19 protein-coding genes and 1 riboswitch are annotated in these 20910 nt (G+C 71.2%); of the genes, 14 read left to right on the top strand and 5 right to left on the bottom strand.

Annotated elements, in window-relative coordinates:
- Positions 1–36 precede the first annotated feature (36 nt).
- Complete coding sequence (gene trpD / locus ACZ4WS_RS31445) at positions 37–1101, top strand: anthranilate phosphoribosyltransferase (RefSeq protein WP_467985827.1); 1065 nt, start codon at positions 37–39, stop codon at positions 1099–1101.
- Between the two features lie 109 nt (positions 1102–1210).
- Positions 1211–1327: riboswitch (SAM riboswitch) on the top strand.
- Positions 1328–1517: 190 nt separating this feature from the next.
- The gene (locus ACZ4WS_RS31440) at positions 1518–2879 is read left to right on the top strand and encodes an aminotransferase class V-fold PLP-dependent enzyme (RefSeq protein WP_467985825.1); all 1362 of its coding nucleotides are present in this window, start codon (positions 1518–1520) and stop codon (positions 2877–2879) included.
- Positions 2880–3019: 140 nt separating this feature from the next.
- On the opposite strand, the gene ACZ4WS_RS31435 is transcribed toward ACZ4WS_RS31440, so the two are convergent.
- Positions 3020–3301, bottom strand: a complete 282-nt coding sequence (locus ACZ4WS_RS31435) for an Lrp/AsnC family transcriptional regulator (protein ID WP_467985823.1) — start codon at positions 3299–3301, stop codon at positions 3020–3022.
- Entirely contained in the window at positions 3298–4029 is a 732-nt protein-coding gene (locus tag ACZ4WS_RS31430; RefSeq protein ID WP_467985821.1) for a rhomboid family intramembrane serine protease, read from the bottom strand. The genes ACZ4WS_RS31435 and ACZ4WS_RS31430 overlap by 4 nt, the downstream gene beginning before the upstream one ends.
- A gap of 133 nt (positions 4030–4162) precedes the next feature.
- Between ACZ4WS_RS31430 and ACZ4WS_RS31425 the strand changes: the two genes are divergently transcribed.
- From ACZ4WS_RS31425 to ACZ4WS_RS31405, 5 genes are all read left to right on the top strand, one after another.
- A complete protein-coding gene (locus ACZ4WS_RS31425; RefSeq protein WP_405879258.1) occupies positions 4163–4402 on the top strand; it encodes a hypothetical protein in 240 nt (79 codons plus the stop codon).
- 34 nt (positions 4403–4436) lie between these two features.
- Entirely contained in the window at positions 4437–5786 is a 1350-nt protein-coding gene (locus tag ACZ4WS_RS31420; RefSeq protein ID WP_467985819.1) for an NYN domain-containing protein, read from the top strand.
- A 408-nt stretch (positions 5787–6194) separates the two neighbouring features.
- Positions 6195–7229 carry a C40 family peptidase gene (locus tag ACZ4WS_RS31415; RefSeq protein ID WP_467985818.1) on the top strand — a complete coding sequence of 345 codons (1035 nt, stop codon included), beginning with the start codon at positions 6195–6197 and terminating at the stop codon, positions 7227–7229.
- A gap of 251 nt (positions 7230–7480) precedes the next feature.
- On the top strand, positions 7481–8503 hold the full coding sequence (locus ACZ4WS_RS31410) for a C40 family peptidase (RefSeq protein ID WP_467985816.1): 1023 nt from the start codon (positions 7481–7483) through the stop codon (positions 8501–8503).
- Between the two features lie 29 nt (positions 8504–8532).
- Positions 8533–9729, top strand: coding sequence for a hypothetical protein (locus ACZ4WS_RS31405; protein WP_467985814.1), 1197 nt, complete (start codon positions 8533–8535; stop codon positions 9727–9729).
- Positions 9730–9788: 59 nt separating this feature from the next.
- On the opposite strand, the gene ACZ4WS_RS31400 is transcribed toward ACZ4WS_RS31405, so the two are convergent.
- Positions 9789–10313 carry a PadR family transcriptional regulator gene (locus ACZ4WS_RS31400; protein ID WP_467985812.1) on the bottom strand — a complete coding sequence of 175 codons (525 nt, stop codon included), beginning with the start codon at positions 10311–10313 and terminating at the stop codon, positions 9789–9791.
- Positions 10314–10404: 91 nt separating this feature from the next.
- Between ACZ4WS_RS31400 and ACZ4WS_RS31395 the strand changes: the two genes are divergently transcribed.
- The gene (locus tag ACZ4WS_RS31395) at positions 10405–11724 is read left to right on the top strand and encodes an MATE family efflux transporter (RefSeq protein WP_467985811.1); all 1320 of its coding nucleotides are present in this window, start codon (positions 10405–10407) and stop codon (positions 11722–11724) included.
- Here ACZ4WS_RS31395 and ACZ4WS_RS31390 read toward each other — a convergent pair.
- A complete protein-coding gene (locus tag ACZ4WS_RS31390) occupies positions 11685–12926 on the bottom strand; it encodes a glycosyltransferase 87 family protein (RefSeq protein WP_467985809.1) in 1242 nt (413 codons plus the stop codon). The genes ACZ4WS_RS31395 and ACZ4WS_RS31390 overlap by 40 nt on opposite strands.
- A 153-nt stretch (positions 12927–13079) precedes the next feature.
- On the opposite strand from ACZ4WS_RS31390, the gene ACZ4WS_RS31385 reads away from it, so the two are divergent.
- Positions 13080–14222 carry a glycosyltransferase family 4 protein gene (locus ACZ4WS_RS31385; protein ID WP_467985807.1) on the top strand — a complete coding sequence of 381 codons (1143 nt, stop codon included), beginning with the start codon at positions 13080–13082 and terminating at the stop codon, positions 14220–14222.
- Between the two features lie 197 nt (positions 14223–14419).
- Here ACZ4WS_RS31385 and ACZ4WS_RS31380 read toward each other — a convergent pair whose 3' ends face one another.
- Positions 14420–16216, bottom strand: coding sequence for an AMP-dependent synthetase/ligase (locus ACZ4WS_RS31380; RefSeq protein WP_467985806.1), 1797 nt, complete (start codon positions 16214–16216; stop codon positions 14420–14422).
- Between the two features lie 296 nt (positions 16217–16512).
- On the opposite strand from ACZ4WS_RS31380, the gene ACZ4WS_RS31375 reads away from it, so the two are divergent.
- From ACZ4WS_RS31375 to ACZ4WS_RS31355, 5 genes are all read left to right on the top strand, one after another.
- Positions 16513–17310 carry a metallophosphoesterase family protein gene (locus ACZ4WS_RS31375; protein WP_467985804.1) on the top strand — a complete coding sequence of 266 codons (798 nt, stop codon included), beginning with the start codon at positions 16513–16515 and terminating at the stop codon, positions 17308–17310.
- A 123-nt stretch (positions 17311–17433) separates the two neighbouring features.
- Positions 17434–17877, top strand: coding sequence for an SRPBCC family protein (locus ACZ4WS_RS31370; RefSeq protein WP_467985802.1), 444 nt, complete (start codon positions 17434–17436; stop codon positions 17875–17877).
- 210 nt (positions 17878–18087) lie between these two features.
- Positions 18088–19257: an ArsA family ATPase gene (locus tag ACZ4WS_RS31365; protein WP_467985800.1), complete on the top strand. Its 1170-nt coding sequence runs from the start codon at positions 18088–18090 to the stop codon at positions 19255–19257.
- 57 nt (positions 19258–19314) lie between these two features.
- Positions 19315–19785, top strand: coding sequence for a DUF5304 domain-containing protein (locus tag ACZ4WS_RS31360; protein ID WP_467985798.1), 471 nt, complete (start codon positions 19315–19317; stop codon positions 19783–19785).
- A 54-nt stretch (positions 19786–19839) separates the two neighbouring features.
- A complete protein-coding gene (locus ACZ4WS_RS31355; protein WP_467985796.1) occupies positions 19840–20793 on the top strand; it encodes an ROK family glucokinase in 954 nt (317 codons plus the stop codon).
- Positions 20794–20910 lie beyond the last annotated feature (117 nt).

Raw genomic sequence — 20910 nt, 5'->3', positions numbered from 1 at the left:
CAGGAGTCCCTTCGGGGACGGACCCAGGAGCGGCTTATGAGCGCTGTGAACCCCGCTGGAGGCGACACCGCGGCGGGCCGTTCCTGGCCCGCGCTGCTGAACGGCCTGCTGGACGGGCGCGACCTGAGCGCGGACGACACCGCCTGGGCGATGGACCTGATCATGCGCGGCGAGGCGACCGACGCGCAGATCGCCGGGTTCGTGGTGGCGCTGCGGGCCAAGGGCGAGACGGTCGAGGAGATCTCCGGGTTCGTCCGGGCGATGTACGAGCACGCCAATGTGATCGAGGTGCCGGGGGAGACCGTCGACATCGTCGGCACGGGCGGTGACGGCGCGAAGACCGTGAACATCTCCACGATGTCGTCGATCGTCGTGGCCGGCACCGGCGCCAAGGTCGTCAAGCACGGCAACCGGGCCGCGTCCTCGGCGTCCGGTTCCTCCGACGTCCTGGAGAAGCTCGGCGTCAATCTGCAGCTGACCCCGAAGCGGGTCGCCGAGGTGGCAGAGGAAGCCGGGATCACCATCTGCTTCGCGGTGAAGTTCCACCCGGCGCTGCGTCATGTGGCGGCCGCGCGTGGGCAGTTGGGGATCCGGACGACGTTCAACCTGCTCGGTCCGCTGACGAACCCGGCGCGGGTGAAGGCGCAGGCGGTCGGAGTCGCCGACCCCCGTATGGCGCCGATCGTGGCCGGCGTCTTCGCCGAGCGCGGCAACTCCTCGCTGGTCTTCCGCGGTGACGACGGCCTCGACGAGCTGACCACCACGTCGACGTCGCACGTGTGGGTCGTCCGCGACGGCAAGGTCACCGAGGAGCGCTTCGACCCGCGCGACGTCGGCATCGACCTCGTCCCGGTGGAGGCTCTGCGCGGCGCCGACGCGGCGTACAACGCGGAGGTCGCCCGGCGCGTCCTGGGCGGCGAGACCGGGCCCGTACGGGACGCGGTGTTGCTGAACTCGGCGGCGGCGCTGGTGGCCCTGTCGCCGACCGACGCCCCTCTCGCGGACCAGATCCGCGCGGGGATGGCGAAGGCGGCGGAGGCCATCGACTCGGGGGCCGCGATGAGGGCCCTCGACCGGTGGGTGGCGGCCAGCAACGCCTGAGCCGTACGTCGGCCGTACGTGAAGTGACGCAAGGAAGTGACGCAAGGCGCAGTCCGGATCCTGGACTGCGCCTTGCGCGTCGAAGCTCTTCTGGCAAGATGCTGTACCAGGTCATGAGCGACAGTCATGAGGCCCCGGCCGACTGTCCGGCAACCCTCCGTCCGTGGCGGGGTGCCCCGGGTGAAGACCAGGCCGTAGGCAGCGAGGTCTACGGCAAGCGCGGACCCCTCGCCCTCATTTGAGTGGACAGCCCAGGGGTCCTGGTCGTTCGAGGGAGCCTTCTGTGAGCAAGCGAATGCGATAGGGCGTAGCGCCCCGCTTCGGCATACCCCTTTCACCTTTTCCTGCGCTGAGCCCTCGTACCTCCGTGTACCCGCTCGCGCGGTGCTTCCGCCTGCCTCTCACAGGAGCTCGCCATGTCTGTCTCCACCGCTGCCGCCGACCAGGCCGTTTGTTCCCCGCTGCCCGTTCTGGGCCGAGATGTCACCGTCCCGCTCGTCACCGGTGGCGAGGTCACCTACGCCGCGCTCGACTACGCCGCCAGCGCTCCGGCCCTCCAGCGGGTCTGGGACGACGTGGCCGCGTACGCCCCGTACTACGGCAGCGTGCACCGGGGTGCCGGGTACCTCTCGCAGCTGTCCACGGACCTCTTCGAGAACGCCCGCAAGACCGTCGCCGAGTTCCTCGACTGCCGGGACGGCGACCAGGTCGTCTTCACCCGCTCCACCACCGACTCGCTCAACCTGCTCGCCGCCACCCTTCCGGCCGACTGCCAGGTGTTCGTCTTCGAGACCGAGCACCACGCCTCGCTGCTGCCGTGGCGGGACGCCCGGGTGACGTACCTGAACGCCCCGCGCACGCCCGACGAGGCCGTCGCGACCCTGGAGCGCGCGCTCGCCGACCGCGACCCCTACGGTCCCGCCCTGGTGTGCGTCACCGGCGCCTCGAACGTCACCGGTGAGCTGTGGCCGGTGCGTGAGCTGTCCGCCGCCGCGCACGCGCACGGCGCCCGCATCGTCCTGGACGCCGCCCAGCTCGCCCCGCACCACCCGGTGTCCGTCCGCGACCTCGACGTCGACTGGGTCGCCTTCTCCGGGCACAAGCTGTACGCGCCCTTCGGCTCCGGGGTCCTCGCGGGCCGCTCCGACTGGCTGCGCGAGGCCGAGCCGTATCTCGCGGGCGGCGGCGCCAGCCGCAAGGTCACGCGGCGTACGGACGGCGGGGTGGACGTGGAGTGGCACGAGAGCGCCGCCCGGCACGAGGCGGGCTCGCCGAACGTGATCGGCGCCTACTCGATCGCGTCGGCCTGCAAGGCGCTGACGGAAGAGGGCTTCGACAAGCTGGTCGCCCGGGAGTGCCGGCTGATCGACACGGTCCGAGCGGGTCTCGCCGAGGTGCCCGAGGTGCGGGTGCTCTCGCTCTTCGGCGATGACGCTCCGCGCGTGGGTGTCATCTCCTTCGTCGTCGAGGGCTGGAACAGCTCGCACTTCGCGGCCGCGCTGTCCGCCGAGTACGGCATCGGGGTGCGGGACGGTCTCTTCTGCGCCCATCCGCTGGTGCGCACGCTCCTTGGCACCGACCCGCAGACGCAGGGCGAGTGCGGTGCCCCTGAGGCGGCGCCCGGGGAGAAGTCCCTCAACGCGATCCGCGTCAGCTTCGGCGCAGGCACTCCCGACGAGCACGTCGAGCGCTTCGTGCGCGCGGTGAAGGAGCTCGTGCGGGACGGCGCGAAGTGGAACTACCGCACGGAGGACGGACGTTGCGTGCCGGCGGTGTGAGGTGGCCGAGGTTCCTCAAACGCCGGAGGAGGGCTTTCAGCCCGTCCGGCGTTTGAGGACGAGGCCGTTCAGGCCGATAGCGGGGGTCTGGGGGCGCAGCCCCCAGGTACGGGACGGGTAGGGGCGGCGGGGGCGAGGAACTAGCCGTCCAGCCCGATCGCGAACGCCGCCTCCAGGTCGTGCTGGGAGTACGTGCGGAACGCGACATGGGTGTCCGTGGCCTCGACGCCCTGGATCTTGCTGATCTTGCCGGGGATGACATCGGCGAGATCGTCGTGGGCCTTCACGCGGACCATCGCGATCAGGTCATAGGTACCGGTGACGGAGAAGACCTCGCTGACGCTGTCCAGCGCGGCGATCGACTCCGCGATCTCGGGAATCCGGTCCACGCTGGTCTTGATGAGGACGATCGCGGTGATCACGGCTGGTTCTCTCCCTCGGGGGCCGTCGCTGGGGCCTTCACTCTAGTCGTACGCCCGAACCGGACCCACGCGTAGACGAAGCCGAGCGAGAAGCCGACCAGGTGAGCCAGATAGGCGACCCCCGGCCCCCCGGAGTCGCGGCCCGCCGCCAGCCACTGGAGGGTCACCCAGAAAGGCAGCACCACCCAGGCCGGGAAGCGCAGCGGCAGGAAGAAGAGGAACGGGAAGAGACTGGTCACCCGGGCCTTGGGGAACAGGTACAGGAACGCGCCGAGGACCGCGGAGATCGCTCCGGAGGCGCCGACCAGAGACTGCTCCGACTCGGCGTTGGCGGCCGCGTAGCCCAGCAGGGCGAGGTAGCCGCAGCCCACATAGAAGAGGGCGAACTCCAGGTGACCCATGCGTTCCTCGGCCATCGCCCCGAAGACGTAGAAGAAGAGCATGTTGCCGAGGAGGTGGAGCCAGCTGCCGTGGATGAACAGGGCCGTGGCGGGGGTGAGCGCCGCGCCGGGGGCCCCGCCGAAGAGCTCGGCGGGCACCACGCCCCAGCGCCGGAAGTAGGCCCGCTGGGCGACCAGCAGCTCGTCCCCGCTGCCGTACACGGGATCGAGGCCCGCCGCCGGGCCGATCACGAAAATCAGGCAGCACACGGCGATCAGCCCGTACGTCACCGGCGCCGACTGACCCCGCATCGCCCTGCCGACCGCCGTACTCCACTTGCTGATCATGGAACAGAGCATGGCGTAACGGGACCGATGCGCACAGACCGCCTCGCCGCCGTGGACGGCCGAGCGTCGAGTACCCGCCAGGCCGTAGGGTTACGAGCCACACGCAGGACACTAGAAGGAGAGCGACTGCCACATGACGGTTCCCCTGCCGACCGCCGAGACCCGGTGGCGCTGCATGTTGTGCGGCAATCTCACCCGTTTCGACGTGACCCGCTCGTCGAAGGTCGTCGAGTATGTGCACCTCGACCTGGCCGGTGAGCCGAACGTCGAGGAGCGCGAGGTGGTCAGTGAGACCATCGAGTCGGTGCGCTGCCGCTGGTGCAACGCGGTGGATCAGGTGGAACTGGTGGACAGGCCGGGAGCCGGCTCCTGAGGGAGCGGGCCCCGCACAGGTATTGGGGTGACGGATGGTGGAGACCACAGGCGGGGAGCCGGACGACGGCACCGCTGAGGTGCTCGACCGTCCGCTGCCCGACGGCGTGCGCCGCCGGGTCGTACAGATCGTGTCCGACGGGTTCGGCGGGCTGACCGTCGCTGAACTGCCCGCCCAGTTGCGACAGTACGCCCGGTTCGCACCGAATCGCCGGGCGAAGTTCGCCGGCAACGCGATGGCGGCGGCCCTGGAGACGGATCCCCTCTTCAGGCAGCGCATCGCCGAGAAGCTGAGAGTGGCCCAGCCGGAGCTGGCCGGTGCCCTCGACTCGGGCGCGCCGCCCCCGGCCGCGGATCCGCTGGATGTGGCGGCCGCGGCCTATGTGCTGCGCCCCACGGGCTGGGTGAAGTTGGTGACCGCCGCGGGCGAGGAGGCCCTGCGGGCGGATGCCGAGCGTGCGGGCGAGGAGAGCCGGGTCGAGCTGGAGCGGCTGCGCGAGGAGCTCGCGGAGGCCCGCGGCCAGACGAAGGCCGAGACCGAACGGGTGCGCACGGAGCTGGAGTCGGCGAAGCGGGAAGCGGAATCGCTTCACCGCAAGCTGCGGGGGGCCCTGAGCGACGTCAAGCGCGGCGAGGCGGCCCTGCGCAAGCTCCAGGGCGAGATGGACGCCGCGCGGGCGGAGGGGCAGGCCCAGGTGTCCGCCGCCGAGAGCGAGGCCCGGCGGCTCAAGGCGCGGCTCGGCGAGGCCGAGGCGGCCCTGGAGGCCACCCGGAAGGCGGCGCGGGAAGGCCGCAGTGTCGAGGACATGCGCGTACGGCTGCTGCTCGACACCGTGCTGGACGCGGCGCAGGGGCTGCGGCGTGAACTCGCCCTGCCGCCCGTGTCGGTGCGCCCCGCCGAGACCGTCGACGCGGTCGAACCGGGACGGATGACACCAAAAGACATCGCCGCTCGCGCGTTGTCCGAGAATGATCCCGCGATCCTGGACCAGCTGCTCGCGCTGCCGCAGGCGCATCTGGTCGTCGACGGCTACAACGTCACCAAGACCGGCTACCCGCAGATGCCGCTGGAGAAGCAGCGGCTCAGGCTGCTCGGGCAGCTCTCGCAGCTCGCCGCGCAGACCGGCGCCGAGGTGACGTGTGTCTTCGACGGGGCCGAGCTGGCCGCGCCGGTGCTGCTCGCGCCGCCGCGCGGGGTGCGGGTGCTCTTCTCCAAGCCCGGTGTCACCGCCGACGAGTTGATCCGCCAGCTGGTGCGCGCCGAGCCGCCGGGGCGGCCGGTCATCGTGGTCTCCACCGACCGCGAGGTGGCCGACGGCATCGCCAAGGCGGGTGCCCGGCCGGTCGCGTCGGCCGTTCTCCTCAAGCGCTTCTCGCGCGGCTAGAGCGCTTTTCGCGCGGTGGGCAATCGGCCCGGGAATCGGCCCGGCAATCGGTCCGGGAATCGGCCCGGCAATCGTGTGGGGATCGGTGCGGCGACCAGTCCGGCGATCTGCGCCGTACGCCTCAAAGGGCCCGTACGTACCATCCGCAACATCCGGGCGTGATGCCCGAATTAGCTGGACCTTCACGCAACGTAGTGTCAAACGCGCATTACTGCATGTGAGTTGTCGGCAAAGAATGCGCTCGGTGACCGAGATTTTTCCTATGAGGATTTGAACTGATCACAGGAGGGTCACTAGGGTCAGGCCTCGAACCCCCGCTCGGGTGATCACTCATTGGGAGTGACGGCGGGGGGACACCGCCCGTCGGCGTCATCGGCAGGCGGCTGGAGGAAGAAGGAGCTCGCCTTCGTGGCGTCCCACCGTCGACCCAAGCAGCCGAGCCGCACCCGTGTGACCGTGCTCACCACCGCCGCCGCCGCTGCCGTGGCCCTCAGCGCGAACGCCGCCAACGCCGCGCCGAGCGAGAAGCCGAGCAAGGACGAGGTCAAGGCCAAGGTCGACAAGCTCTACGAGGAGGCCGAGAAGGCCACCGAGAAGCTCGACGGGGCCAAGGAGAAGCAGGACAAGCTGCAGAAGCAGATCAGCGCCCTGCAGGACAATGTCGCCCGTGGCCAGGAAGAGCTCAACACCCTGCGCGACGGCCTCGGTTCGATGGCCAGTGCCCAGTACCGCACCGGCGGCATCGACCCCTCCGTGCAGCTCTTCCTCTCCTCCGACCCGGACACCTACCTCGACAAGGCGTCCACGATGGACCAGCTGAGCAATCAGCAGGTCGAGGCGCTGAAGAAGGTCCAGGAGAAGCAGCGTTCGCTCGCCCAGCAGCGCAAGGAAGCCTCCGAGAAGCTCAAGGACCTCGCCGACACCCGGACCGAACTCGCCAAGAAGAAGAAGGAAGTCCAGAGCAAGCTCAGCGAGGCGCAGAAGCTGCTCAACAGCCTGACGGCCAAGGAGAAGGCGGCCCTCGACGCCGCTGAGCAGGAGCGCGCCACCCGCGCCAGCGAGCGCGTCGACCTCGGCAACAGCAAGGCCGCCTCCGGGCGCGCCGCGGCCGCGTTCTCCGCCGCGCAGAGCAAGATCGGCTCGCCGTACGTCTACGGTGCGTCGGGCCCCAGCTCCTTCGACTGCTCGGGTCTCACCTCGTGGGCGTACGCCCAGGCCGGTGTCTCCATACCGCGGACCTCCGAGGCGCAGGCCAACGCGGGTACGCGCATCTACTCGCAGAGCGATCTGCAGGTCGGCGACCTGGTCATTTTCTACGGCGACTACCACCACGTCGGCCTCTACGCGGGCAACGGCCAGGTGCTGCACGCTCCGCACACCGGCGCGGTCGTCCGCTACGAGGCGATCGGCAACATGACCTTCGAGTTCGGCGTCCGCATCTGACACGGACTGAGGGACCCGCCGTCGGCCTCCGGCCGGGGGACCCCCATCTCGCTTCGGTCACCAAGCCGCCCAAACGGGCGAATTGCGGTGACTCCCGCTGACCCCACGCCCCGTCGGTGACCTGCGTCTCCGGCGGGGCGTCACGTTATGTGCCCGCCGGAGTTTTTGGTCGGCGCGTGGTCGCACGGCTACTGTCTGGCGCGTTTCCCCCAACTCCGGGGGACCGTCAGCGGAAGGGAGAGCGGCTACCCGTGGGGTCCCATCGCCGCCTTGCACCGTCCGGCTTCCACCGGGGCGCCAGCGCCGCCGGTATCGCCGTCTGCGTGGTGTCCGCCGCGGCCGCGGCACTCGGCACCGTACCGGCCGCCGCAGAACCCCAGGACGACACCCGGGCCGAGGTGGACCGGCTGTTCGCGCAGGCGGAGAAGGCCACCGAGGCGTTCAACAAGGCCGACGAGCGCGCCGGCTCGCTGCGCAAGCAGGTGAGCAGCACCCAGGACGAGATCGCCCGGCAGCAGGAGCGCATCAACACGATGCGGGCCGCGCTCGGTGCGCTCGCCGGGGCCCAGTACCGGTCCGGCGGCCTCGACCCCTCGCTCGCGCTGCTGTTCTCCGACGACCCGGCCGACTACCTCGCCAAGGCCGCCGCACTCGACCGGATCACCGCCCAGCAGGCCGGCGAACTCAAGGACCTCCAGCTCGCCATGCGCGACCTCGCCCAGAAACGCGGGGAGGCCGCCGGCAAACTCGCCGACCTGGAGCGGAGCCGTAAGGCCGTCGCCAAGAACAAGCAGACCGTCGAGCGGAAACTGGCCAAGGCGCGGGAGCTCCTCAACTCGCTTCCGTACGCCGAGCGCGCCGCCTACGGCCGGGCGTCCCGCTCCGTACGCTCCGACATTCCCGACCTCGGGGGTGCCAGCCCGTCCTCGGGCCGTGCGGCCGCCGCCATCGCCGCGGCCCGCTCCGCGCTCGGCCGCCCGTACGTGTGGGGCGCCAACGGGCCCGGCGGCTTCGACTGTTCGGGCCTGATGCAGTGGTCGTACGCGCAGGCCGGAGTCGGTCTGCCGCGCACCTCGCAGGCCCAGCGGTACGCCGGACGGCAGGTGCCGCTCTCCCAGGCGCAGCCGGGCGACCTGATCACGTACCGGTCCGACGCCAGCCACATCGCGATGTACATGGGCAACGGCCAGGTGATCCACGCGCCCTACCCGGGGGCGCCCGTGCGCTACGACCCCGTGGGCATGATGCCCGTCTCGTCGGTCACGAGAGTCTGAAGGGCCCCACCCGCCGTACGATCGGGAACGTGGCTGGTCGAAGGCGTGCGTCGCGAGCGGGGCTGTCCCTGGTGCTGCTGCTCGCCGTGCTCGTCGGCTGCGGCGGCCGGGCGTCGACGGACAGCGCGACGGCCGAGGTGCAGCGGGTCCTCGACCGGCGGGCGGCGGCGGTCCTCGACCGGGACGAGCCCGCCTACCGGGCCACGGAGCAACCGGCCTCCGCCGACGCGGAGTTCGGGAATCTGCGCGGTGTTCCGCTGGCGGCCTGGTCGTACCGGGTGACCGGCCTGCAGCGCACCGGTGACCGGGCCACGGCCGACGCGGAGCTGCGCTACCGCATCAAGGGCTACGACAAGTCACCCGTCACGACCGCCCGCACCCTGCGCCTGACCCGCAGCGACGGGACGTGGCGCGTCGCCTCCGACGAACCCGCGAAGAAGGCCAGTGAGCAGCTGTGGGAGCAGGGGGCGGTGACGGTCGTACGGGGTGAGCACAGCCTCGTCCTCGGGGCCGGGCAGTCCGGCGAGCGGCTGCGCGCGTACGCGGATCTGGCGGACCGCGCCGTGCCCGCCGTGTCCGAGGCGTGGGGCGCGGACTGGGCGGGGCATGTCGTCGTGCTCGTACCGGGGTCGCTGGAGGACATGGCGGGGCTGCTCGGCGCTCCGGCGTCCGGGTACCGGGGGATCGCGGCGGTCACCACGGGCGAGGCGGGCGGCTCGGCGAAGGCGCCCGCGGACCGGATCATCGTCAACCCCGAGGCGTACGACGCCCTCGGCGACTTCGGCAAGCAGGTCGTGCTCACCCACGAGACGACGCATGTCGCCACTCGCACCCACACCACGGCCGCCACACCGCTGTGGCTCTCCGAGGGCTACGCGGACTGGGTCGGTTACCGCGGCGGCGGACGTACGGCCAAGCAGGTCGCGCCGGAGCTGCAGCGCGCCGTGGTGGAGGGGCATGTTCCGGCCGCGCTGCCGGACGACGCGGACTTCGGGTTCACCGGGGGCGCGATCCGGCTGGCGCAGGCGTACGAGGGCGGCTGGATGGCCTGCCGGCTGATCGCCGACCGCTGGGGCGAGGTCCGGCTGAACGACTTCTACCGGGCCGTGGGCGACCACAAGAAGCGGGCCGGGGCGGTCGAGGCCGCGCTGCGGGACGTGCTGCATACGACGGAGGAGAAGTTCACCGCGCAGTGGCGGGCGTACCTCAAGGCTCAACTCGTCTGATTCCTGAGTGAGTCCTTGAGTCCTTGAGTCCTTGATCCCTGAGTGATCCCTGAGCGCGATCAGCTCTCCAGGCGGGCGATGGCTTCCGCGAGCCACTTCCGCTCGGCCTCGCCGGTCGCCCGCGCCACCCGCAGGATGCCCTGCCGGAAGAGGTCGTCCGTCTCCTCCGCCTTTACGGGCTTGCCGTCCCGGTAGAAGAAGCTCGTGGGCGTCTCCAGGAACTCCTGACGTCGGCGCAGCACCGCCGCCTGCTCCCCGGGGTCGGGGAGGTGGCGCAGGAACGCCAGCAGGGTGTTGAAGCGCACCTGGTCGGTGATCTCCACCTGCTTGGGGTGGCGCAGCCGCTCCAGGAGGTCCTCGCGGCCCTTCTCGGTGAGCGACAGGATGCGGCGCGGGGCCGCGCTGCTGCCCGGCTCCGTGCGCTGCTCCAGCTTGCCCGCGGCCGCCAGGCGCGTGATCGCCGGGTAGAGCGCGCCGTCGCTGACGGGGCGGACATGGCCGCTGAGCGCCTTGATGCGCTCTTTCAACTCGTAGCCGTGCAGGGGCTCTTCGAACAGAAAACCCAGGATCGACAGCTCCAGCATCGGTTCGGCTCCTTCTTGCGGGCGGCGTACGAGCATGATACCTCTTATCGAGCTATCTCGAAACGAGGTAGCTCGTATCGAGGGAGTCAGTGTGAACGCCCACCGGAAGCAGCTCATATCTCTCGCCCGTCCCGTCTACTTCTCGCTGCTCGCCTCCGTCGCCGCCGGGATCATCAACACCGTCTGGGTCTCCCGGCTCGGCGGCGCGGCCGTGGCCGCCGTCGCCGTCGCGACGAACACCGAGAACGTGCTCCTCGGCGTCGCCCTGGTCTTCGCCTCCGGGACGACCGTCCTCGTCTCGCACGCCAGAGGGGCCCGGGATCCGGGCGCGGTCCGGGCGGCCGTACGCGGAGGATGGGCGCTGTTCGCGGTGGTCACACCGGTGGTCGCCGTGGGCGGGTATCTGCTGCGGGAGCCACTGGCCCGGCTGGTGCTCGGCGGCGACGGGCGCGCCCTGTCCCTGGCCGCCGGGTACTTCGCGGTCTCCCTGCCGGGTGTCGCCGTCTTCTTCGCGCAGAACCTCGTCGACGGGATCCTCAAGGGCACCGGCGACACCCGCACCCCGATGCGGCTCGCGCTGCTCGCCAACGGGCTGATCCTCGGGCTCGACCCGCTGCTCATCCACGCGTACGGCGTCCGGGGCGCCGCCGCCTCAACCGTGCTGTGCCGCGGTGTCGCCCTGGCCGTGGGCCTGCGCGCCCTGCGCCGGAACGCGCTGCTGCGCGAGGCGCAGGTCTGCCCGCCCACGGAGGCCACCGGCGCGGCACTCCGCCGGACCCTGACGACCGGCCTGCCGATGTCCGCCGACTTCACCGTGCGGCAGGGCGGCGCGCTGGTCCTGGTGGCGATCGTGGCGCGCCTCGGGGTGACGGCCGTGGCCGCGTACTCCATCGCCTACAAGGTCATGTACGTCGCGACCATGGCGTTCTACTCGGTCCGGCAGGCCGCCTCGATCCACACCGCGCACACCCGGGGCGCCGGGCAGGACGAGCGGGGTGCCATCGGGCGGCAGGCCGTTCTCGTCTCGGGCGCTGCCGGTCTGCTCGCCGCGTCCCTGCTCTGCGTCCTCGCCCCCTGGATCATGCGGGCCTTCGGCGCCGGACCCGCAGTCGCGCACGACGGGGTGCTGTTCCTGCGCTGCGTCGGGCCGTACCTGCTGCTGATGGCCTGCTTCATCGCGCTCGGCGGGGTCTTCGAAGGGAGCGGGGGAGCGCCGGTGCTGCTGCGGGTGACGCTGGCCGGTACGGCGGTCCAGCTCCCACTCGCGTACGCCCTGTCGGGGCTCGGGCTGCCCGGGATCTGCCTGGCGCTCGCGTTGTCCATGGTGGTGCAGTGCGCGGCCGTCGCCGTCCTCTTCCGGCGTGCCCGCCGTCAGGAGGAGGGCAGGCTCTCCTTGGTGCGGGCGGCCTGAGGAGGGAGGGCCGGGGCGGGCTCGGAGACCGTGCCGCGCCACAGTTCCCGGGCGGCGAGCAGCGTGGCGATCACCAGCAGGCCGTTGCGTATGAAGAGCAGGGTGACGCCGAGGCCGTCGCTGCCCACGACGTGCGCGAACCAGATCGGGAACTCCAGCACGGTCACGAAGGACGCGGCCAGCACCAGGCCGACGGGCAGGGTCATCCGGCTGCCGCGGAAGCAGGCGCAGACCGCGGCTGTCCCGATCAGCCACACCATGTACTGAGGGCTGATCACCCGGCTGGTGGTCGTGAACATCAGCACCGCCACGAACGCGGCGTCGGCGAGCGTGTGCGGCAGGAACCGCTTGGCGCGCAGCCGCCACAGCAGCAGCCAGCCGAACGCGACCGCGCTGAGCACCAGCGCCGCCGTGCTCACCACGTCGACGTAGTCGCCGAGGAACTCCACGGAGCCGTAGTTGAGCAGCACCTGCCCGTTCCAGCCGTGCTGCCGGGCCACGTGGAAGACGAGGGAGCCGAGCGACTCCACCTCGGTGCCGCGGTTGCGCTGGAAGGTCAGGAAGGCGAAGGCGCCGGGCATCGCCACGGAGAACAGCACCGCGATCCCGCCCGCCGTCACCGCCGCCGAGGCCCAGGCGCGACGGCGGACGGCCCCGAGGAGGAGCAGCGCCGGCCACACCTTCAGCAGCGCGCCGAAGCCCGCCAGCGCCCCCATCGCCCGCGGATGGCGCGCACCGGCCAGCAGCGCCGCCACCGCGACGGCCGTCACCATCACGTCGTACCGGGCGTAGACGGTCGGCCCGAGCAGCGGTACGCCGATCACCCACACCCAGGCGCCGCGCAGCGTCTTGCCGGAGCGCAGTCCCGCGTACTGGAGCAGCACGAACACCACGAAGTCGGCGAGGAAGGCCAGCACGAAGAAGGCCTGCGCGTAGTCGAGGAAGGGCAGCAGGGCGGGGGAGAGGATGGCGAGCGCGGCGGCCGGCGGGTACTGCCAGGTGACGTCGTCCAGCGGGAAGGTGCCGTGCTTCAGGACCTCGTACCAGCCCTGGTAGATCACGGAGACGTCGCTCGTGACGTCCGGGCCCGGGAAGATCCACACCCTGAAGACGAAGAGGAGCAGCATCAGCCTGGTCAGGCTCCAGGTTCCCAGCAGTCCGACCAGGCCGAACGGGAACCTAGCCCCCCTCGTGCCCGTCATGCCTGCCTGGCCCCTGTTCATCCGGATCTTATGTATTTCGATATTTTCGCAGATGTGTTTTCGCGGAGCCAATGCTGTCGCGCCGGGCTGTGCGGGAGCCATCAAGCTCGGCCATGCGGAGCTGTGAGTATAGGTTCGATAGTCTCGAACACGATGCACAAGACCCTGATCGTGACGAACGACTTCCCGCCCAGGCCCGGCGGCATCCAGGCGTTCCTGCACAACATGGCGCTGCGCCTGGACCCCGAGCGGCTGGTCGTCTACGCCTCCACCTGGAAGCGGAGTCGTGAGGGCGTCGAGGCGACGGCCGGCTTCGACGCCGAGCAGCCCTTCACCGTCGTACGGGACCGCACGACGATGCTGCTGCCGACCCCGGGCGCCACCCGCCGCGCCGTCGGTCTGCTGCGCGAACACGGCTGTACGTCCGTGTGGTTCGGGGCCGCGGCACCGCTCGGCCTGATGGCGCCCGCGCTGCGCCGGGCGGGCGCGCGGCAGATCGTGGCGACGACCCACGGTCACGAGGCCGGTTGGGCACAACTCCCCGCGGCGCGTGGGCTGTTGCGCAGGATCGGCGAGTCCACGGACACGATCACCTATCTCGGGGAGTACACCCGCTCGCGGATCGCCTCCGCGCTGACCCCCGAGGCGGCCGCGCGGATGGTGCAGCTGCCGCCCGGCGTCGACGAGAAGACCTTCCACCCCGGCTCGGGCGGCGACGTGGTCCGCGCCCGGCTCGGCCTCACCGACCGTCCGGTCGTCGTCTGCGTCTCGCGGCTCGTCCCGCGCAAGGGGCAGGACACACTGATCCTCGCGATGCCGCGCATCCTGGCCAAGGAGCCGGACGCGGTGCTGCTGATCGTCGGCGGCGGGCCGTACGAGAAGGAGCTGCGGGGGCTCGCGTACGAGACCGGGGTCGCCGACTCCGTCCGCTTCACCGGCGCTGTGCCCTGGTCGGAGCTGCCCGCGCACTACGGCGCCGGGGACGTCTTCGCGATGCCGTGCCGGACCCGCCGGGGCGGTCTCGACGTCGAGGGACTCGGCATCGTCTACCTGGAGGCGTCCGCGACCGGTCTGCCCGTCGTCGCCGGGAACTCGGGCGGCGCGCCTGACGCCGTCCTCGACGGCGAGACCGGCTGGGTCGTCCGCGGCGGCGCCCCGGAAGAGGCCGCCGACCGCATCGTCACCCTGCTCGGCGACTCCGAGCTGCGCCGCCGGATGGGGGAGCGGGGGCGTGAGTGGGTCGAGGAGAAGTGGCGCTGGGATCTGCTGGCTGAGCGGCTGAAGGAGCTGCTGTAGCCGCCTGGTGGGGTGTCGCTTACGGGTTTCTGGCGGCTGCGGGCTGTTGCGGGCCGGCAACGCCCACGCGGCGGAGCCGCAGATGTCACAGCCCCGCGCCCCTGAAGGGGCGCGGGGAGCTGCGCGAGCAACCACGCACGGCCGGCCAACCGCACCGAAACCCCCGCCCCTAGGGCGGGAGCGCGGCTGCTGGGGCGTCAGCCCCGATAAATCGCCTCGACCTCGTCGGCGTAATCCTTCGCCACCACATTCCGCTTGAGCTTCAGCGACGGCGTGAGGTGCCCCGACTCCTCGGTGAACTGGGAGGCGAGGATACGGAACTTGCGCACCGACTCCGCCTTCGACACCGCCGCGTTCCCGTCGTCGATCGCGTCCTGGATGGCGGCGACAAGGTCGACGTCCTCCCGCAGCGACGCCGCGGTGGAGCCGGCAGGCTTCCCGTGCTCCTCGGCCCAGCGGCCCAGGAACTCCTCGTCGATGGTGACCAGCGCGCCGACGAACGGGCGCCCGTCGCCGACCACCATGCACTCCGCGACCAGCGCGTGCGCGCGGATGCGGTCCTCGATCACGGCCGGGGCGACGTTCTTGCCGCCCGCGGTGACGATGATCTCCTTCTTGCGGCCGGTGATGCGGAGGTAGCCGTCCTCGTCGAGGGTGCCGATGTCACCGGTGTGGAACCAGCCGTCGGCCAGGGCCTCGGCGGTCGCGCCCTCGTTGTTCCAGTACTCCTTGAACAGGTGCTCGCCGTGCAGCAGCACCTCGCCGTCGTCGGCGATGCGGATCACCGAGCCGGGCAGCGGCTGGCCGACCGTGCCGATCTTCGTACGGTCCCACGGGTTGAACGCGGTGGCGGCGCAGGACTCGGTCAGGCCGTAGCCCTCCAGGACCGTGAAGCCGATGCCGCGGAAGAAGTGCCCGAGCCGCTCGCCGAGCGGGGCGCCGCCGGAGATGGCGTACTCGCCACGGCCGCCGAGGACCGCGCGCAGCTTGCTGTAGACGAGTTTGTCGAACGTCTTGTATTTGATCTTCAGGCCGAGGGACGGGCCCGACGGGGTGTCCAGGGCGCGGCTGTAGGCGATCGCCGTGTCCGCCGCCTTGTCGAAGATCTTGCCCTTGCCGTCCGCCTGCGCCTTGGCGCGCGCCGAGTTGTAGACCTTCTCGAAGACGCGCGGCACACCGAGGATCAACGTCGGCCGGAACGCGGCCAGTTCATCGGTGAGGTTCTTGATGTCCGGGACGCAGCCCAGCTTGATCGGCGCCATCATCGGCGCGACCTGCACCAGCCGCCCGAAGACGTGCGCGAGCGGCAGGAAGAGGAGCACCGAACACTCGCCGGTACGGAACAGCGGCCGCAGCCGCTCCACGATGTTGCCGCACTCCGCGAAGAAGGCGCGGTGGGTGAGGACGCACCCCTTGGGGCGCCCGGTCGTGCCGCTCGTGTAGACGATGGTCGCCGGGTCGTCGGCCTTGGCGAGCGAGCTGCGCTCCTCGACCGTCGCGTCGGAGACGTCCTTGCCCGCGCGGCCCAGCTCCTCGACCCCGCCGCCCTCGATCTGCCAGACGTGCTTCAGGGCGGGCAGCCGGTCGCGCACCGACTCCACGGAGGCCGCGTGCGTGTCCATCTCGACGATGCAGGCGGTCGCGCCCGAGTCGCCGAGGATCCACTGCACCTGCTCCGCCGAGCTGGTCTCGTACACCGGCACGGTGACCGCGCCCGCGCTCCAGATCGCGAAGTCGAGCAGCGTCCACTCGTAGCGGGTACGGGACATCAGGGCGACCCGGTCGCCGGGCTGCACGCCCGAGGCGATCAGGCCCTTGGCCGCGGCCCGCACCTCGGCGAGGAAGACGGTGGCGCTGACATCCGTCCAAGTCCCGCCCACCTTGCGGGCGATGACGGCGACTTCGGGATGCTGCGCGGCGTTTCTGCGGACGATGTCGGTGAGATTTCCGTCCGCAGGGACCTCGTACAAAGCCGGAAGGCTGAACTCGCGCAAGACTGCTGCTCCTCATAGGGCGCCGGCGCCACGACTCTGTGTGATGCGACGGTGCGGTCCAAGGCTCGGGCAGGTGCTCAAGAGATCACTTGTTGAAATCCTGAGCACTACTGGACTGCCCGGACGTTACCCACCGGTACGGCTATTTAGATAGGGGGTCCCGGTGAGATGTTCCCTGCGTCACACAGGTTGGCGTTCCTTCGCGCACAGTAGTCCAAGCGGTTACTGACTAGCCAGTAACCGCAGGTCCGACCGCCTCTATTCACGTTTGCCCCACACGCCTACGCTTGATCGTCATGGCATCCACACCAGGCGGTAACGGCACCACGCGCATTCATGTGGTCAGTGACGTGCACGGCAACGCGCGTGACCTGGCCAGAGCCGGCGACGGTGCGGACGCCCTGATCTGCCTCGGTGACCTCGTGCTCTTCCTCGACTACGCCGACCACTCGCGCGGCATCTTCCCGGACCTCTTCGGTGCCGAGAACGCCGGCCGCATCGTCGAGCTGCGCACCGCCCGCCGCTTCGAGGAGGCGCGGGAGTTCGGGGCCAGGCTGTGGGCCGGCATCGGCTCGGACCGGGCCGCCGCGATCGAGAAGGCGGTGCGCAAGCAGTACGCCGAGATGTTCGCCGCCTTCCCGACACCGACGTACGCGACATACGGCAATGTCGACATGCCGACGTTGTGGCCGGAGTACGCCGGACCCGGCACGACGGTCCTCGACGGGGACCGGGTGGAAATCGGCGGCTGGGTCTTCGGCTTCGTGGGGGGAGGGCTCAGAACCCCCATGCGGACGCCGTACGAGATCAGCGACGAGGAGTACGCGGCGAAGATCGAGGCGGTCGGCGAGGTCGACGTGCTGTGCACGCACATCCCGCCGGAGGTGCCGGAGCTGGTCTACGACACGGTGGCGCGCCGCTTCGAGCGCGGGTCCCGTGCCCTCCTGGACGCGATCCGCCGCACCCGCCCCCGCTACTCGCTCTTCGGCCACGTCCACCAGCCGCTGGCGCGCAGGATGCGGATCGGGGCGACGGAATGCGTGAATGTGGGGCACTTCGCGGGGTCGGGGAAGCCGTGGGCGCTGGAGTGGTGAACGTCGGCGGCGATGAACCCCAGGTGGGGTGATAGCGCCCGTCGCTGTGCGCGGTAGCCTTCACGCTGCACACACGTGCGCACCACCCTCCCTCACCGGACCGCATCTGGAGGAGCCACGGCGATGGCGGAACACACCAGCTCGAGCATCACGATCGAGGCGGCACCGGCTGACGTCATGGCGGTCATCGCCGACTTCGCCCGCTACCCGGACTGGACCGGCGAGGTGAAGGAGGCGGAGGTACTCGCCACGGACGAGCAGGGTCGCGCCGAGCAGGTACGCCTCGTCATGGACGCCGGCGCCATCAAGGACGACCAGACCCTCGGCTACACCTGGACCGGCGACCACGAGGTCTCCTGGACCCTGGTCAAGTCCCAGATGCTCCGCTCCCTGGACGGCTCCTACCTCCTCAAGTCCGCCGGCGCCGGCGCCACCGAGGTCACGTACCAGCTGATGGTCGACGTCAAGATCCCCATGCTCGGCATGATCAAGCGCAAGGCCGAAAAGGTCATCATCGACCGGGCGCTGGCGGGCCTGAAGAAGCGGGTGGAGTCGGGGGAGAAGTAGCAGGGGCTGATCTTTCAGCCCCGGCCGGCAATCTTTTAGCCCGTCCGGCGTTCGAGGACGAGGCCGTTCAGGCCGAAGCGGGGGTCTGGGGGCGCCGCCCCCAGGTACGGGACGGGTAGGGGCGGCGGGGGCGACAAAGGCCTGCCGGCGGCACGGAACCACCCCCGCCCAGCCCAAGGCGCCCCGCCGGCACAGGTACCGTTCACCCTCATGCGCACCATCCTGATCACAGGCCCCGGCGGCACGGGCCGTACGACCGTCGCCGCGGCCACCGCGCTGAAGGCCGCCCGCGAGGGCACCCGCACCCTGGTGCTCAGCGCCGACCGCACGGACACCCTGGGCACCGCCCTGGGCATACGGACCGGCGCGGCCCCCGTGGAGGCCGCGCCCGGCCTCACCGCCTGGCGCCCCGACGCAGCGGAACGCTTCCGAGCGGACCTCACGGCCTTCCAAGAGCGTGCGACCACCGCGCTTGACCTGCTCGGCGCCTCCCGCCTGGACGCCGAGGAAGTCACTCCCCTCCCCGGAGCCGAGGAGCTCGCCCTCCTGCGCGCCCTGCGCGACGCGGCGATGTCGGAGAGGTACGACCTCCTGGTCGTCGACCTCCCCCCGGCCCCCCAGGCGCTCGCCCTCCTCGCCCTCCCCGAGGAACTCCGCCGCTACCTGCGCCGCCTGCTCCCGCCGGAGCGCCAGGCGGCCCGCGCCCTGCGCCCCGTCCTCGGCCGTCTCGCGGGCGTCCCCATGCCCGCGGAGTGGCTGTACGAGACGGCGGCCCGCTGGGACCTGGAGCTGGCCGCCGTGGAGGCGGTCGTCGAGGACCGCGCCACGACCGTACGGCTGGTCGCCGAGCCGGGCCCGGCCGGCACCGACGCCGTACGCACCACCACCACCGCCCTCGCCCTGCGCGGCCTGACCGTCGACGCCCTGGTCGCGAGCCGCGTCCTGCCGGGCGCCACGAGCGACACCTGGCTCGCCGCCCTCGCCGCCCAGCAGCGCAAGGCACTGGACGAGTGGCAGGAGACGAACGACGTGCACGAGGTCCCGCACCTCGGACACGACCCGCGCGGCACCGACGACCTCGCAGCGCTTCCCGTGCCCGGCGTCAACGAGACGCCTCCCCCGGTCGAGTGGCCCGTCACCGACCACCTCGCCGACGAGGGCGTGCTCGTCTGGCACATCCCGCTCCCCGGCGCGATACGCGAGGAACTGGACCTCATCCGACGCGGCGACGAACTTGTCGTCACCGCGGGCCAGTTCCGCCGTATCGTTTCGCTGCCGTCGGCCCTGCGCCGCTGCACCGTGGACGGCGCAGCCCTGCGCGAGGGCGAGCTGCGGGTCCGTTTCGCGCCGGACCCGGATCTGTGGCCCCGGACACGGTGAACCGCGTACCCCCGTTCGGGTAACGTCGGAGGTACGAACCGTAGGCAGGAGTCCGCCATGAGCGAAGAGCGCCCCACGTCCGACGCCGCTCAGGAGGCGGCCGACGAGGCGCGTGCGGCGAGCGACGCCGACGCCTGGGCGAAGGCGTGTGCCGAGGATCTCGCGGCTGAGAAGGCCCGCCGCCGCGCCCAGTACGGCACGCCGCCCGGCTCGGCCGCCGAGGAACTGCGCAAGCTCGTCGACGCCGTCGCCGACAAGCTGTCCGGACTGCAGTCGCCGCTGTTCGGCGCGGTCGCCTCCGGCACGGCCCAGCAGATGGTCAACCAGGTCGTGCAGCAGGCCAAGGCCGCCGTCGAACCCGTGATAGAGCGCAATCCCGACGTCTTCGACCACCTCGCGGCCGCGGGCTCCGAGCTGCTCGCCGCCTACCGCTCGGCCGTCGAGGCACAGGAACGGCGCTGGACGACCCGGGACACCGGCCCTCGCGACGAGGACACCGGTCCCGGGGAACACATCGACTTGGACTGATGGCCCCTCGGGTACGGTTGGCCGTAGCGGGGCTCGACCGAAACTGAGGGATTCATGGGACTCACCATCGGCGTCGATATCGGCGGCACGAAGATCGCGGCCGGTGTGGTCGACGAGGAAGGCAACATCCTCTCGACCCACAAGGTGCCGACCCCCACCACGCCGCAGGCCATCGTGGACGCCATCGCCTCGGCCGTGGAGGGCGCGCGCGCCGGTCACGACATCGTTGGCGTGGGCATCGGTGCCGCCGGATACGTGAACCGCCAGCGCTCGACGGTCTACTTCGCGCCGAACATCGACTGGCGGCAGGAGCCGCTCAAGGCCGAGGTCGAAGCCCGGGTGGGCCTGCCGGTCGTCGTGGAGAACGACGCGAACGCGGCGGCGTGGGGCGAGTACAAGTTCGGCGCGGGCAAGGGCCACCGCAACGTCATCTGCATCACCCTGGGCACGGGCCTCGGCGGCGGCATCATCATCGGCAACAAGCTGCGCCGCGGGCACTTCGGCGTGGCCGCCGAGTTCGGCCACATCCGGATGGTGCCGGACGGTCTGCTGTGCGGCTGCGGTTCGCAGGGCTGCTGGGAGCAGTACGCCTCCGGGCGCGCCCTCGTCCGCTACGCCAAGCAGCGGGCCAACGCGACCCCCGAGAACGCGGAGATCCTGCTCGCGCTGGGCAACGGCACGCCCGACGGCATCGAGGGCAAGCACATCTCGGTGGCCGCGCGCCAGGGCGACCCGGTGGCGGTGGACTCCTACCGCGAGCTGGCCCGCTGGGCCGGCGCGGGCCTCGCCGACCTGGCCTCGCTCTTCGACCCGTCCGCCTTCATCGTCGGCGGCGGGCTCTCGGACGAGGGCGAGCTGGTCCTCGACCCGATCCGTAAGTCGTACAAGCGGTGGCTGGTGGGTGGCAACTGGCGCCCGGTGGCCGATGTCATCGCCGCCCAGCTGGGCAACAAGGCGGGGCTCGTCGGTGCGGCGGACCTGGCTCGGGAGCCCGACCCGATCATGTGACGCCCGCGCAGTGCGTCGTACGGCAGCGGGGGGGGGGGGGGGGGGGGGGGGGGGGGGGGGGGGGGGGGGGGGGGGGGGGAGGGGGGGGGAAGAGAAAGGGGGGGGGGGGGGGGGAGG

The sequence above is a fragment of the Streptomyces sp. NPDC029292 genome (assembly GCF_055569295.1).
Note: the sequence above shows the minus strand (reverse complement) of the source record. Positions and strands in the feature narration are given on the sequence as shown.